We start from the raw sequence: 14,285 nt of genomic DNA, 5'->3' as shown, positions 1-14,285 counted from the left end.
GTTAGGAGTTAGGAGTTAGGAGTTAGGAGAAAAAATAAATACAAATTCAAAAAACAAGTTCAAAACTTAAGTTCAAGTTCAAAAATTCTGTTGAAAATATAAAATGTCAGTTCGAGTGAATTTTCGAAGTATGAGAAAATTTGCCTGCCTGCCGGCGGGCAGGTATTGAGAACTGTCGCCAGTACCTAAACCATTTTCAATACAATTCTATATTGACACTAAACCACAAAAAAATCTTTCATATTAACAGTAGTCGAAAAACTTAGGAACACGAATTTAACAGATTGCTTCGTCGCGAAATACTTCTCGCAATGACGTAAGCAATAATCTTTTCGTCATAGCGAGCAAAGCGTGGCTATCTGTTTATTTGGAACTCATATCTGCTTAATAGCTGTTGGCTGTTGGCTGTTGGCTGTTGGCTGTTGGAAAATAAAAATTAATTTTCAAATTATAAGACTATAACAAGCTTTTAGAATCATTTCAACAGATAGCTTCGTCAATTCCGATTGCATCTCGTTTTCTCGCAATGATTAGACTCTTATAATTCCTCTGGAGCTAGCTCTACTTCTAGTCCGTCCATATCTTCGGTGATATGTAATTGACAGCCTAAGCGTGAATTATCTTTTACATTAAATGCTTCAGATAACATGGCTTCTTCATCATCACCCATTTCTGGAAGTTCTGTATCTGACAACACATAGCATTGACAAGAAGCGCACATTGCCATACCACCACAAATACCTATAGTACCTTCTGGAGCAAGTTCATAAGAACGAACTACTTCCATTAAATTCATATTCATATCGGTCGGCGCATCTATCTCATGTAATACTCCGTCGCGGTCTGTAATTTTTATTTTGATGTCGGTCATTACTAGGGTTTAGTAGTTAGGGATTAGTGAACTAGTTTATTTTATTGACTGAATTAGTCCGTAAAGCATACTAGAAATTTCGTTGGACTTTTCAATTAACTCAACTGTTCTCTCTTTTTTTAAATAATTTAATCTTTCAGACAAATACAACATAGACCTTACCTCGCTATTTGAACTTGCCGCAAAATATAAAAATCTGATAAAATCAGGATTAGTTTTCCTATCAAAACCTTCAGCAATATTATTAGATATTGAAACAGAAGCTCTAGATATTTGATCTTTAAAAGAATAATCTTTCAAGGTTATAAATTCTTGATAAACTAAAACAGCTAAATCTTGTGATTTTTGCCAAACTAATAAATCTTCAAATCTTTTTACTGCCATTTTACTAACCCCTAAATCCTATACCCTAACAACTTTTTTATTCAATCTTCTTCACCACCGCTTTAGGCGCTTCTTTTTTTGTTCCATCAAATCCGCTTACTCCACCTACGGTAGTGTATTTCATTACGTACTTCTTATCTGGATGAATTTTTTGAAAGGCGCTTTGGCACATTAGCGTTGCCTCATGAAAACCACATAAAATCAGTTTTAGTTTACCAGGATAGGTATTGACATCTCCAATGGCGTATATACCCGGAATATTGGTTTGGTAATCAAAGGTATCCACCTTTATGGCATTTTTTTCAATCTCCAATCCCCAATCTCCAATAGGTCCTAATTTGGGTGATAGCCCGAATAAAGGAATAAAATCATCGACCTCCAAAACAAGCTCTTCCTTAGCATCGGATATTTTTCTGATTAGAACAGATTCTAGTTTATCATCCCCATTTAAGGCAATAATTTCAGCGGGAGTAATTAGATTAAGCTTGCCTTGATTCTTCAGTTCCTGAACCTTTTCTACAGAATCCAAAGCGCCCCTAAACTCATTTCTTCTGTGCACCAATGTGACCTGAGCAGCTACATCTGCCAAAAAGATACTCCAGTCCAATGCCGAGTCTCCACCACCTGCAATAACCACTTTCTTATCACGATACACTTCTGGATCTTTAATCATGTAAGCAACACCGTTATCTTCAAATTTTGCTAAATTATCCAACAAAGGTTTTCTAGGTTCAAAACTTCCTAACCCTCCTGCAATGGCTATAACCGGGGCATTATGCTTTGTTCCCTTATTGGTAGTGACCACAAAACTACCATCTTCTAACTTTTCAATAGTTTCGGCACGTTCGCCCAAAGTAAAACCAGGTTGAAAAGATTTGATCTGCTCCATTAGATTATCCACCAAATCGCCCGCCAATACTTCTGGAAAGCCCGGAATATCATAAATGGGTTTTTTTGGATAAATCTCTGCACACTGACCACCAGCCTGTGGCAAGGCATCTATCAAATGGCACTTAAGTTTTAGGAGTCCGGCTTCAAAAACGGCAAAAAGACCCGTAGGTCCCGCGCCAATTATTAATATATCGGTCTTAATCATTACTGAGATGGTTTGTAATATTTCTCAAAATTATCATTCTATTGTTTTAAATATCATGACAATTATCAAGATCTAAGCTTCTATATTAATTACATTTTGAATTTGTGGTGCGTATTTCTTAATGGTCATTTCTACACCGCTCTTTAAGGTCATTTGATTGACACTGCAACCAACACAAGCACCTTCTAAACGCACTGTAACCGTTTCTTCTTCAATAGAAATAAGACTAATGTCCCCACCATCGCTCTGTAAGAAAGGTCTAATTTCTTCCAATGCTTTTTCCACATTCACTTTTAGCTCTGTTGCAGTCATATCTATTTTTTATTAACCGGCGAACAACCCGCCATTGTAGTAATTTTTATTGCTTCTGTAGGTGGCATTGTCTTGTTTCTAGCAACCACCTCACTAACCACCTGCTTTGTCAATTCTTCAAATGCTTTTTCTACAGGTGTAGCGGTTTGCAAAGCCGCAGGCCTACCAACATCACCAGCTTCACGTATGCTCTGTACCAATGGCATTTCACCTAAGAAAGGTACATTTAAATCTTCTGCCAGGTTTTTAGCGCCTTCTTTACCAAAAATATAATATTTATTTTCTGGCAGCTCTGCAGGTGTAAAATATGCCATATTCTCCACGATTCCTAAAACAGGAACATTTATAGAATCTTGCTGAAACATGGCCACACCTTTTCTAGCATCTGCCAAGGCAACCTCTTGTGGTGTACTTACTACAACAGCCCCTGTAACCGGCAAAGATTGCATGATACTCAAATGAATATCACCGGTACCCGGTGGTAAATCGATCAGCATAAAATCCAACTCGCCCCAATGTGCATCAAAAATCATTTGGTTCAATGCTTTTGACGCCATAGGTCCTCTCCATATAACCGCTTGGTCACGTTGGGTAAAAAACCCAATAGACAATAATTTTACTCCGTAATTCTCTACAGGCTTCATTTTAGATTTACCCTCTACGTTTACCGCCAATGGTTTCTCATTGGCAACGTCGAACATAATAGGCATTGAAGGCCCATATATATCAGCATCTAAAAGGCCTACTTTAAAGCCCATTTTTGCCAAAGTAACCGCAAGGTTGGCCGTTACCGTAGATTTACCTACACCTCCTTTACCAGAGGCTACGGCTATAATATTATTAATACCCGGTATAGGCTTACCTTTAATTTCATTCACCTTTGGTTTTGCCGCAGGTGCTTCAACCTTAATATTGATCTTAATCTTAGCTTTTTCATACACCTCTCTATGGATGACTTTTAAAATCTCCACTTCGGTCTTTTTGCGAGCTTGTAAACTTGGGTTGGCAATGGTAATATCTACCTCTACCTCATCACCAAAAATTTGAATATTGGTTACCGCACCACTTTCTACCATGTTTTTGCCTTCCCCGGGAACCGTAATATGCTCCAAAGCCTTTAAAACATCCTTCTTATCTATCTTCATTGTATAAATTCATTCAAAACCTGCCCATTGACAAGTAGGTTACAAAGATAATCCTTAGTTATCAGATTAGGAAGCTAGCGTATTGAAAATGAAGATGCCATTATAAACAGATCCTCTTATTCATAGATATTCAATTCACATTTTTTTATGATTAGGCAATTCACATAAATTTTTCAAAAGACGTACATTAGAATCTTCTTAAAACTTTACAACATGTACCAACCTACCAAAAAAACTCTCCTACTTTCATTTCATAGTCTACTTTTTTGCCTTTTCATTACTTCATGCTCCAGTTCTCATACCGATTTTACAAAAAAAGATGTAAAGCGCTCTCAAAAACTGATAGGGCTTGATTTTGACAAGAAATATATAGACACCTTATATCCCTATTTACAGCGAAATAAAAAAGGATTTGATTCCCTTAGAAAATACACTCTGGATTACGATGTGGTACCTGCGGTTAGATTTAACCCATTACCAATGAATTTTACACCAAAACCACAATCTGGGTTTCCAGAATGGGAAATTCCGAATAATATTGACATACCAGAAAATAAAGCTGATCTAGCTTTTTATTCGATACCTCAACTAGCATCCCTAATTAAAAACAAAAAAATTAGCTCGCTAGAATTGACCCAATTTTTTATTGAACGCTTAAAAAAATATAACGACATCTTACAGTGTACCATAACCATAACCGAAGAGATGGCACTGGAACAAGCTAAAACCATGGATGCCGAACTTGCCAACGGAAAATATCGTGGAATTCTTCATGGCATTCCTTATGGCGTTAAAGATTTAATGGCAGTGCAAGGTTACAAAACTACGTGGGGAGCAGCACCCTACCGCGACCAACAAATTGATATGACCGCAACCGTGGTGCAAAAGTTACAGGATGCAGGTGGCATTTTAGTAGCCAAATTAGTTTCTGGTTCATTGGCACGTGGTGATGTTTGGTTCGACGGAAAAACTAAAAACCCGTGGGATACTACTCAAGGTGCTTCTGGATCATCAGCAGGATCTGGATCGGCAACTTCTGCAGGTTTGGTGCCTTATGCATTAGGTACCGAAACATTAGGCTCTATTTTATCACCAAGTACCAGAAACGGAATTACCGGTTTACGCCCTACTTACGGTAGAGTAAGCAGACACGGTGTAATGAGTTTAAGCTGGTCTATGGACAAGGTTGGTCCTATGACCAGAAGTGCTGAGGACTGCGCAATTGTTTACAGCGTAATTACAGGCAAGGACCCTAAAGATGGTATGACGACGGATTTCCCTGATGGATTTGAACCCAACAAAGACTACAAGTCTCTTAAAGTTGCCTATTTAAAAAATGACATTGAAAAAGACTCTTCACTTAACAAAGAAAATTTAGATAATGCCGTGAAGAAATTTGAAGATATGGGCATTTCCTTACACGCCGTAGAACTACCTAAAGATCTGCCCTACAATAGTTTTGATATCATTTTAAGAGCAGAAGCGGGTGCATTTTTCGATGATATGGTCAGAGCTGAAGAAGTGGATAAAATGGTAGAACAACACCAACGTTCAAGAGCAAATTCATTACGCCAGGCACGCTTTATTCCCGCAGTGGAATATATACAAGCCAACAGACAAAGACAGGTACTTATTGAAAAAATGCAGGCCGTTATGAAAGATTATGATGTGCTTATTTCACCAAGTTCGGGCAACAGACTTTCAATTATTACAAACCTGACCGGTCATCCGGCAATTTCCATTCCTACTGGGTTAGATGAAAAAAAGCACCCTACCAGTATCACGCTAATTAGCAACTTGTATGATGAAGCCAGTATTCTTTTATTAGCAAAAGCCTTTCAAGACCAAACGGATTTTGATGAAATGCATCCTGAAGGATATACGGATTAGTTAGTTGTTAGAATACTATAATTTTCAATAAAGTCGACAACTATTCGTTTTCAAAAGGTTCTCGATACACCCCTTATTCAATAAAAAATTGAATAAGGGGCACTCGAACTGACATTCGCAAATTACATTAAAACTTAATGTTTCTCGACTGCGCTTGAAATGTCTTTTTATATATTTCAAAAACTAAATCTGTCTGCCGTCTAAAAGATTAATGATTCTTGAACCATACTCGGCGTTCTTTTCCGAATGCGTTACTTGTATAATGGTGACGCCTTCTTCTTCATTAAGCTTCTTAAAAAGCTGCATGATTTCTTCGCTTTGTTGAGAGTTTAGGTTGCCTGTTGGCTCATCTGCCAATATCAGTTTTGGGTTTGCAATTAAAGCTCGTGCCACACCAACCAATTGTTGCTGTCCACCACTTAACTGTGTTGGGAACAAATCTTTTTTACCTACAATATTGAACCTATCCAACATATCGGCTACCAGTGCCTTTCTTTCAGAACCTTTTATTTTCTTGTACAACAAAGGCATTTCCAAATTTTCCTCTACCGTAAGATCATCTAACAAATGGTATGACTGAAACACAAAACCTATATATTCTTTATACAGATTAGAACGGTATTTTTCTTTTAAGGTATGTACCGATTCGTTCAAGAAATCATACTCTCCTTCATCAAACGTGTCTAGCATACCTATAACATTCAATAATGTAGATTTCCCTGAACCGGACGGACCCATAATTGAAATGAATTCGCCTTCCTGTACTTCTAAATTAATATCCTTTAGCAAAAACACGCGTTGACCGCCTTGCTGTACCCATTTGAAAATATTTCTTAATTGTAATAACATCTTTATGTAGTGAATTAGTTGATTAGTGAAATAGTAAGTTAGTTGTTAATGGTTAAATCTTACTTATTATTCTGTTCTTAAGCTTTTAACAGGGTTTGCCGCCGCTGCTTTCATGGTTCTAGCTCCTACCGTCAACAATGCAATTAAAGCTGCCAATAGACCTGCACCTATAAAAAACCAAATACTTAATGGCACTCTAAAGGCATAGTCTTGCAACCATTTATCTAAGGCAAAATATGCTATTGGAGCTCCTATGATGAACGCTATGCCAACCAACTTTAAAAAGTCTTTGGTCAGTAATATGGTTATAGACCCTGTACTTGCACCAATTACTTTTCTTACTCCTATTTCTTTTGTTCTTTGGGCAACTACTAATAATGACATCGCAAACAAACCGATACAACTTAATACAATACCTAAAACAGAACCAGCGGTAATAATTGTTGCCATAGATTTCTCTCGTTTAAAAGTTCTATCAATATTTTCATCTAGAAATGAACCTAAGAACTCTGCATTGGGTTCTACTTTTTGCCAAGCATTCTTAATGGCGTCAAAAGAATTAGCCATATCTGTAGGCGCCACTTTTACGTAAGCATAATACAAATCAAAATTCTTATCAAGAAAAAAGGTAAGTGGCTCTATGCTTTTACTGATATTTTGATGGTTATAATCTTTTAACACTCCTATGACATTATACGCTACAGAATCTTCATCAAAATATATTCTTGTTGCCAACGGATTATCTTCTTCGTTCAGCTCTTTTACCATAGCTTCATTGATGACCATGCTTAAACTATCTGCACTGTATTCTCTATTAAACATGCGCCCTTCTAATAATTGAATATCCAAAGTTTTAGCATAATCATAATCTACATTTAGTACATTACTATTTACTACCCGACCTTTATATTCAAACCCGAATTTACTGATGGACATGCTGCCGTCTTTTCCACGCCCTAGGTTATTGTCCGACCCGGTTACACTTAAAATATTTCTATTTCCACTAAGTTCATTTCGCAACAACTCTACCACTCGGTAACTATCTTTTTTTCCGTTCAAAGGTATGGACACCACCTGTTCTTTATTAAAACCAAGATTTTTGCTTCTCATAAACTCTAACTGCCCTTGAAAGACCAAAGTACCGGTTATCAACACAATAGCAATTACAAACTGAACCACTATTAATGCATTTCTTACTCCGTTTTTACCCAATTCCCATTTACCCTTCAAAGCCTTTAAAGTATTAAGTTTACTTAAAAGCAGTGCTGGGTATCCTCCTGTAACCAAGGTCACCAATAATATGCCTAACAAAAAGCTACCAAGAATTGTTGGCGTCATTAAATTAGCAAAAGTTGCATCTGTATTAAAGAGCGTTTTATACGAATCAATCAATAAATTAGAAAGAACTAATGCAAACACAATGGCTATGGTGAACACCATTAGACTCTCTAACCAAAACTGTCCAAATAATTGCCCTTTTACTGCCCCAAGGGTTTTTCTCATACCTATTTCCTTTAGGCGTTTTTCACCCAAGGCAATGTTCATGTTCACAAAATTGGCACAGGCAATAAAAATGATTAAAAAGGCTATGCCTAAAATCATATAAGGAAATGTTCTTTTTATTTGAAGTACACCCGTATTAAAATTTGCAAAGCGTTTGTCCGTAAATGGCAATAAGTTGAGCTGACTGTAATTTCCGTTTGCATCTGGCTGTGCACCATCACGCTTCATATTATCCATTTGCTCCCCTTTATGCAAAAGCGTAAACTCTATTGTGCTTTCTTCAAACTGAGATTTAGAAACTCCGTCTTCCAACAGAAGATATACTGGGTGATTTTGTGAATCCCAAACATCAACATATTCCGGATAATCCCAATGGCTTTCAAATGGAATAGCAATATCAAAACTTACACTGCTATTTTCTGGTATGTTTTTTAGAATACTAGTAACCGTAAAGGGTTTTTCTTCTTTACCTATAAGAATTCTTACTGTTTTCCCAATACCATCCGTAGAACCAAAAAGCTTTTCAGATGCCTTTTCGGTAATGGTCACCGAGTTTTGGTCGGGCATTGGTTTATTGGTATCCCCTGTAAGTGTAGGAAAACTAAAAATGGAAAAATAGTCTGCATCTACAAACTCTGCATCTAAATTAAAATCGTTATCTCCATAAGACACTAGCGCGTTTTCACTTAATGCCCTTGCAATATGTTTTACGCCCGGAACCTCTTCTTTCAAAGCCGGAGCAAATGGCACAGGATTAGCTGTAGAAATTTCTGAACCTTTCGGAGTTTGATTTGTATAATATACTTGAAAAACAGCACTCTTATTTTCATGAAATTGGTCGTATGACAACTCAAACAAAGCTGTCATAGCCAACAATAATGCTACAGCAAATGCCAAGGTCAACCCCACAATATTTGCAGCGGTAAACACTTTGTTCTTTATTAAATTTCGCCAAGCTACTTTTAAATAATTCTTAAACATGATCGTTCGTTTTTTGATTGATGATTAGTTGATGCTAAACATTGATTGATGATATAAAATATGAAACTAATTTCATGCCACTATATTAAAGACCTAATTATCAAATACTTAAAATGAAAGTACATTTTCGTGTGTAAAATATTTTGACAAAAGATGTACAATATATTTACAATGACCATTTAAAAATTAGAATGTTACACCATTGTCATCTACGCTAAACCAAGTTTTGACCATACATTTCAAAAATTACTCTGAACGCAAGCTTTTTACGGGATTTGCAGCTGCTGATTTTAATGATTGCAGTCCCACGGTCAAAAATGTGATTACCATAACAAGTACACCACTTGCCAAAAACACCCACCACTTAATTTCAATACGGTACGTAAAACCCTCTAACCATCTAGAGATAAAGTAATAGGCTATTGGTGATGCCAATACAAAAGCAATGAGTACTAGTTTAATAAAGTCTTTCGTTAGTAATTTAACCACTGACTGTATACTTGCGCCCAACACTTTTCGTACACCTATTTCTTTTTTCTTTTGCTCCGCTACATAGGAGATAAGTCCAAATAAGCCCAAGCAGCTTATGAATATTGCTAAAATGGTAAATCCTACAGAGATAAACCCTAAACGCTTTTCTTCTTCGTATAACTTTTCTACTTCTTTATCTACAAATCTATAATCAAAAGGGATGTTACTTAACGTAGATTTCCATTGTTGTTCCAAACCTTGTAGCAACTGACCATAATTTTCTGTGTTTGCCTTAATAAACAGCCAATTAGGTTCCGTTTCCTTATGCAGGAACAAAGGCTGAATCTCTTCTTTTAAGGAAGCAAAATGATAGTTTTTTACCACACCTATAATTCGTAATTCGTCAATTTCATCGCCATAACTTTGCATCAAAGTGGCACTTAACGCGTTTTCAATATCAATATTAAAAGCCTTTAACGTAGCCTCGTTCACTATAATCTGGTCTACGGTATCGGCAGCATTGAAATCCCTACCTTTCAACAATTCTATACCCATGGTGTTAAAATAGCCATCGCTAACGCCGTTACGTTTTATCACTGTTTTATTTTCCTTATTTCCGCCAGGCAAGTAAAATCCATTATCTGCCAATATAATTTCCGATGGCGAATAATTTCCACTTGACACTTGTAATACGCCCGGTACTTTTAAAAATGATGCTTTTAAAGATTCAAACTTATTAGATGATTCTTCGGTCCCTACCCGCAATGCCAAAAGGTTATCTTTTTTATAACCTAAGTCTTTGGTTTGGGCATATTTAAACTGTTGGCCTATTATAATTACCGTACTTATTAAACATATAGAAATTACAAATTGAAATACTACTAAAGCTTTTCTAAAGGTACCGCTACCAGATTGTAAAATAGCCGAACTTTTTAATGCTCTCACCGGTTTTATAGAAGACAGGACTATAGCAGGATAAACACCTGAAGCCAAACCTGTAACTACACCTACAGCCAATAATATTACCAAAATCTGCCATTGGTACAAACTTGTATAGGTCAATAATTCTTGTGTTACTTCATTTACAAATGGCAAAAGCAATATAACTATAGGAATACTAATCAACATGGCGAATATGGACAGTAACAAAGACTCGCCCAAAAATTGCCGCATTAATGCATTTTTACCTGCGCCAACTACTTTTCTAACCCCAATTTCACGCGCCCTTTTACTAGCCCTAGCCGTACTAAGATTTATAAAATTAATACATGCCACCAATTGTATAAAAAATGCCAAACTCAGTAAAAAATAAAGGTAGGTACTATTAGATACGCGATCCAGCTGATTTTTTCTACCGTTGGAGTACAAGTGAATATCAGTAACTTTTGTAAGCTCTAGCGTCTTACTGCTCATACCGGCATCTTTTAAATCTTGCGCTCCTCTATCTTCCATAAACTGGGGCAATTTACGTTGAAGACCTAAACCACTACCATTTGAAGTCAATTTTACATAACTATACGCAAAATTATTGGTGGCAAAGCTTTGGAAGTTCTGTACAAAGGTTCCCATTCCCGGGGTACTCATACTTACAATATAACTAGGATTAAAATGCGTTTTATAAGCCTTTTCATCATAAACTCCTTTTACGGTAAGGGTTAATGCACTTTCTCCACTGCCCCAAACTACAGTTTTGTCCAAAGGACTGGTTTTGCCGAATAACTTATCGGACAAGTATGATGACAGCATTACGGTATTGGGTTCATCTAAAGCCGTTTTTTCATCACCTTCAAGTATTTTAAAATTGAATACTTTGAAAAAAGTTGAATCTGCTAAATAGACCCTTGGTTCATAGTAAGCATCTTTGCTATTTGTCGCTCTTATTAGTGGACTGTAAAATGCATCGGTCAATACAACTCTGGTTGCTTCTTCTACCTCGGCAAAATCTTCTTTTAATGCAAATGCTATTGGTGGCGACGAGGTGGCGGAATCAAAAGATTCTTGACCATCACGATCTATAATTGTCTCCACCCTATAAATTGATGACGCCTGGTTATGGTGCTGATCATAACCCAACTGCGCAAATACATATAACAATATTACTAAACAGCTTACGGTACCAAGCGTAAGACCCAATAAGTTGATAATAGTTTGCTGCTTGTTCTTTATTAAATTACGCCAAGCTATTTTGATATAATTCTTTAACATGATGTTCTTTTTGATTGATGAAGTTTGATGCTTAGCTTACTCTGACCGTAAACTCTTCACGGGATTAACGATTGCCGCTTTTATACTTTGGTAGCTTACCGTTAGTATTGCTACGATAATGGCAAGCACAGCCGCCAACAGGAATACCCCAACACCAATCTCTATTCTATAAGAGAAATCTTCAAGCCATTTATTCATGACATACCATCCTACGGGCAAAGAAATCAATATGGCTACACCTACCAATTTTAGGAAATCTACCGTAAGCCGGTAAGAAATTTGACTTACAGTAGCTCCCAACACTTTTCTAACACCGATTTCTTTTGTTCGTTTTTCGGCATTAAAGGCAGCTAATCCAAATAATCCCAAACAAGCAATAAAAATGGACAGCATAGTAAAAATGAAAAATATCTGACTCAGTTTTTGTTCGGCTTCATAGGTGGTATTAAAAGCTTCATCCATAAATCGATAATCAAAAGGTTGACCAGGTGCCATAGTGTTCCACGTATTTTCTATTGCAGCAATATTATCGGCATAATTTCCACCACTCATTCTTACCGCCATGTTCTGTGCATTTGAATTTAAATGCATTCCCAAAGCGTCTATATTGGTTCTTAACGTTCTATAATGAAAGTCTTTGACCACCCCAATTATGGTATAGTAGGTAGGATTTTCTTGATCTATTTCCTCGGATATACGCATTCCTAAAGCTTCTTCTGCCGTAACATTTAAAATAGGCAGCGTAGCTTCATTGATAATAATTGCTGTAGAATCTGATGTATAGGCAGGATTAAAATCACGACCGGCAACCAGTTCCATTTCCATAGTTTTTAGATAATCTGTATCTACATCCCACTCTTGCATTTGAATGGCACTTTCCTGATCTCTAGAACCTTCTTCAAAGAACGAAGTATCTGACCGCCAAGATGGCGTTGGATAATAATTGCTCAACGTAGCACTCTCTACAAAACCCATATTAGCAATCTGTTCTTTAAAAGCTTTGGTTTTGGACCCTAATGCACCCAATTCATTTATTAACAATACTTGGTCTTTGGAGAAGCCCAAATCTTTATTCTGTATATAATTCAATTGCTGAAATACTACCAAGGTGCTGATGATAAGAAATACCGAAATTGAAAATTGAAAAATTACCAAGGCATTACGTACCCTACCATTGCCCACACTTTCAGAACTGTTACCTTTTAACGTTTTAACAGGTGTAAACCTCGACATAAAAAACGCAGGATAACTTCCTGACAACAGTCCAAGTAACATAGTTGCCCCCAATAACGCAAACCAAAATAAGGGCTGCGTAAACGGAATTTCAATTGATTTGCCTGTAAAGCTATTGAAAAACGGCAAGACTACCAGTGTAATCAATAGTGCCGCAAGTAAGGACACAAATGCAATTAATCCTGATTCGGTTAAAAATTGAAAGACCAAATTCAGTTTATTTGAGCCCAAGGTTTTACGCACCCCTACTTCTTTAGCCCTCTTTAACGAATGTGCCGTAGACAAATTCATAAAATTTACACTTGCCAATATGATCAAAAACAGCCCAATAAAAGAAAGAATGTAGATATTCTGAATACTGCTCGTTGCACTCATTTCCGAGTTTTTATCTGAATGCAAATGAATATCGGTCAAGGGCATGGTGTGGTACCTAATATAATTACCGGATGCCGCAAACGACTCTGCCGTCATACCTGGAAAATATTTTTGTGACCATGGCAACATGTAACGCTCTAACATACCTTGTAAGGGCTCTTGAAAATCTTCGGCCTTGGCACCGGGAATTAACTTTATAAATGTAAAATAGTTATTACCGCCCCAATTATCTTCTCTTGATGCCACGTTGCCCGCCATTGCCAAAAACACGCTATAGTCATTGAAATAAGAATTTTTGGGCATGTCTTCTATGACTCCGGTTACCGTATAGGTATCGGTATTATCCAACAATAAATTTTGACCTATAACATCTGTAGAGCCAAAATGTTTTTCTGCGGCAGTTTTGGTAAGTACTAATGAATTAGTCCCCGTTAATGCTGTTTTGGCATCACCCGCAAGTAAGTCTATCCCAAAAAATTCAAAAACAGTGGAATCGGCATAGGTGATATGGTTTTCCTTGGCACTTCTGTTTCCTCCAACTTTTTTAACATAAGCACTACCTATGGTCCTAAAACGTACTGCAGCTTCTACTTGCGGATAGTCTCTTTTTAAGGTTTCCGCCATGGGTGCGGCAGCTTCTCCTGCCTTAATTTCCGCACCACCAAATTTGATATCAGAATCTATACGATAAATCCTATCTGCATTGGCAAACATTTTATCATAGCTAAGCTCATCGTAGATATAAAGCGATATAATTAATGCCCCCGCCATTCCTATGGCTAGACCGAAGGTGTTTAGAAAAGTGAAAAAGGCTTGCTTTTTTAGACTCCTCCAGGCAATTTTTAGATAGTTTTTAAACATGGTTCTCGTTTTTTGATGCTTGATTACGGATTATCAAATTCTATTTCTATGCCAAAATATAAAATATTGATTTTCAGTTATTTATGTAAATACACAAAATACTAAGTGT

General features: G+C 36.8%; 10 protein-coding genes. 1 reads left to right on the top strand and 9 read right to left on the bottom strand.

Features of this window, described 5'->3' with window-relative positions; genetic code table 11:
• Window positions 1-538 precede the first annotated feature (538 nt).
• The 5 genes from PXC01_RS03400 to PXC01_RS03380 form a co-directional block, all read right to left on the bottom strand.
• Window positions 539-871, bottom strand: a complete 333-nt coding sequence (locus tag PXC01_RS03400) for a 2Fe-2S iron-sulfur cluster-binding family protein (protein WP_027065921.1) — start codon at window positions 869-871, stop codon at window positions 539-541.
• Between the two features lie 36 nt (window positions 872-907).
• The gene (locus tag PXC01_RS03395) at window positions 908-1,255 is read right to left on the bottom strand and encodes a four helix bundle protein (RefSeq protein WP_276470966.1); all 348 of its coding nucleotides are present in this window, start codon (window positions 1,253-1,255) and stop codon (window positions 908-910) included.
• A 37-nt stretch (window positions 1,256-1,292) separates the two neighbouring features.
• The gene (locus PXC01_RS03390; protein WP_276470965.1) at window positions 1,293-2,351 is read right to left on the bottom strand and encodes an NAD(P)/FAD-dependent oxidoreductase; all 1,059 of its coding nucleotides are present in this window, start codon (window positions 2,349-2,351) and stop codon (window positions 1,293-1,295) included.
• Window positions 2,352-2,423: 72 nt separating this feature from the next.
• The gene (locus PXC01_RS03385) at window positions 2,424-2,663 is read right to left on the bottom strand and encodes a NifU family protein (protein WP_058104966.1); all 240 of its coding nucleotides are present in this window, start codon (window positions 2,661-2,663) and stop codon (window positions 2,424-2,426) included.
• Between the two features lie 2 nt (window positions 2,664-2,665).
• Window positions 2,666-3,808, bottom strand: coding sequence for an Mrp/NBP35 family ATP-binding protein (locus PXC01_RS03380; RefSeq protein ID WP_071340475.1), 1,143 nt, complete (start codon window positions 3,806-3,808; stop codon window positions 2,666-2,668).
• Window positions 3,809-4,021: 213 nt separating this feature from the next.
• On the opposite strand from PXC01_RS03380, the gene PXC01_RS03375 reads away from it, so the two are divergent.
• The gene (locus PXC01_RS03375) at window positions 4,022-5,698 is read left to right on the top strand and encodes an amidase (RefSeq protein WP_276470964.1); all 1,677 of its coding nucleotides are present in this window, start codon (window positions 4,022-4,024) and stop codon (window positions 5,696-5,698) included.
• 183 nt (window positions 5,699-5,881) lie between these two features.
• Here PXC01_RS03375 and PXC01_RS03370 read toward each other — a convergent pair whose 3' ends face one another.
• The 4 genes from PXC01_RS03370 to PXC01_RS03355 all read right to left on the bottom strand — a co-directional run bounded on the left by PXC01_RS03370 (window position 5,882) and on the right by PXC01_RS03355 (window position 14,176).
• Window positions 5,882-6,547 carry an ABC transporter ATP-binding protein gene (locus PXC01_RS03370; protein ID WP_058104963.1) on the bottom strand — a complete coding sequence of 222 codons (666 nt, stop codon included), beginning with the start codon at window positions 6,545-6,547 and terminating at the stop codon, window positions 5,882-5,884.
• Between the two features lie 66 nt (window positions 6,548-6,613).
• Window positions 6,614-9,031 carry an ABC transporter permease gene (locus PXC01_RS03365; RefSeq protein WP_276470963.1) on the bottom strand — a complete coding sequence of 806 codons (2,418 nt, stop codon included), beginning with the start codon at window positions 9,029-9,031 and terminating at the stop codon, window positions 6,614-6,616.
• Between the two features lie 246 nt (window positions 9,032-9,277).
• A complete protein-coding gene (locus PXC01_RS03360; protein ID WP_276470962.1) occupies window positions 9,278-11,707 on the bottom strand; it encodes an ABC transporter permease in 2,430 nt (809 codons plus the stop codon).
• A 36-nt stretch (window positions 11,708-11,743) separates the two neighbouring features.
• Entirely contained in the window at window positions 11,744-14,176 is a 2,433-nt protein-coding gene (locus PXC01_RS03355) for an ABC transporter permease (RefSeq protein ID WP_276470961.1), read from the bottom strand.
• Window positions 14,177-14,285: the final 109 nt, after the last annotated feature.

Source organism: Maribacter huludaoensis (assembly GCF_029350945.1).
Lineage (GTDB): Bacteria > Bacteroidota > Bacteroidia > Flavobacteriales > Flavobacteriaceae > Maribacter > Maribacter huludaoensis.
Note: the sequence above shows the minus strand (reverse complement) of the source record. Positions and strands in the feature narration are given on the sequence as shown.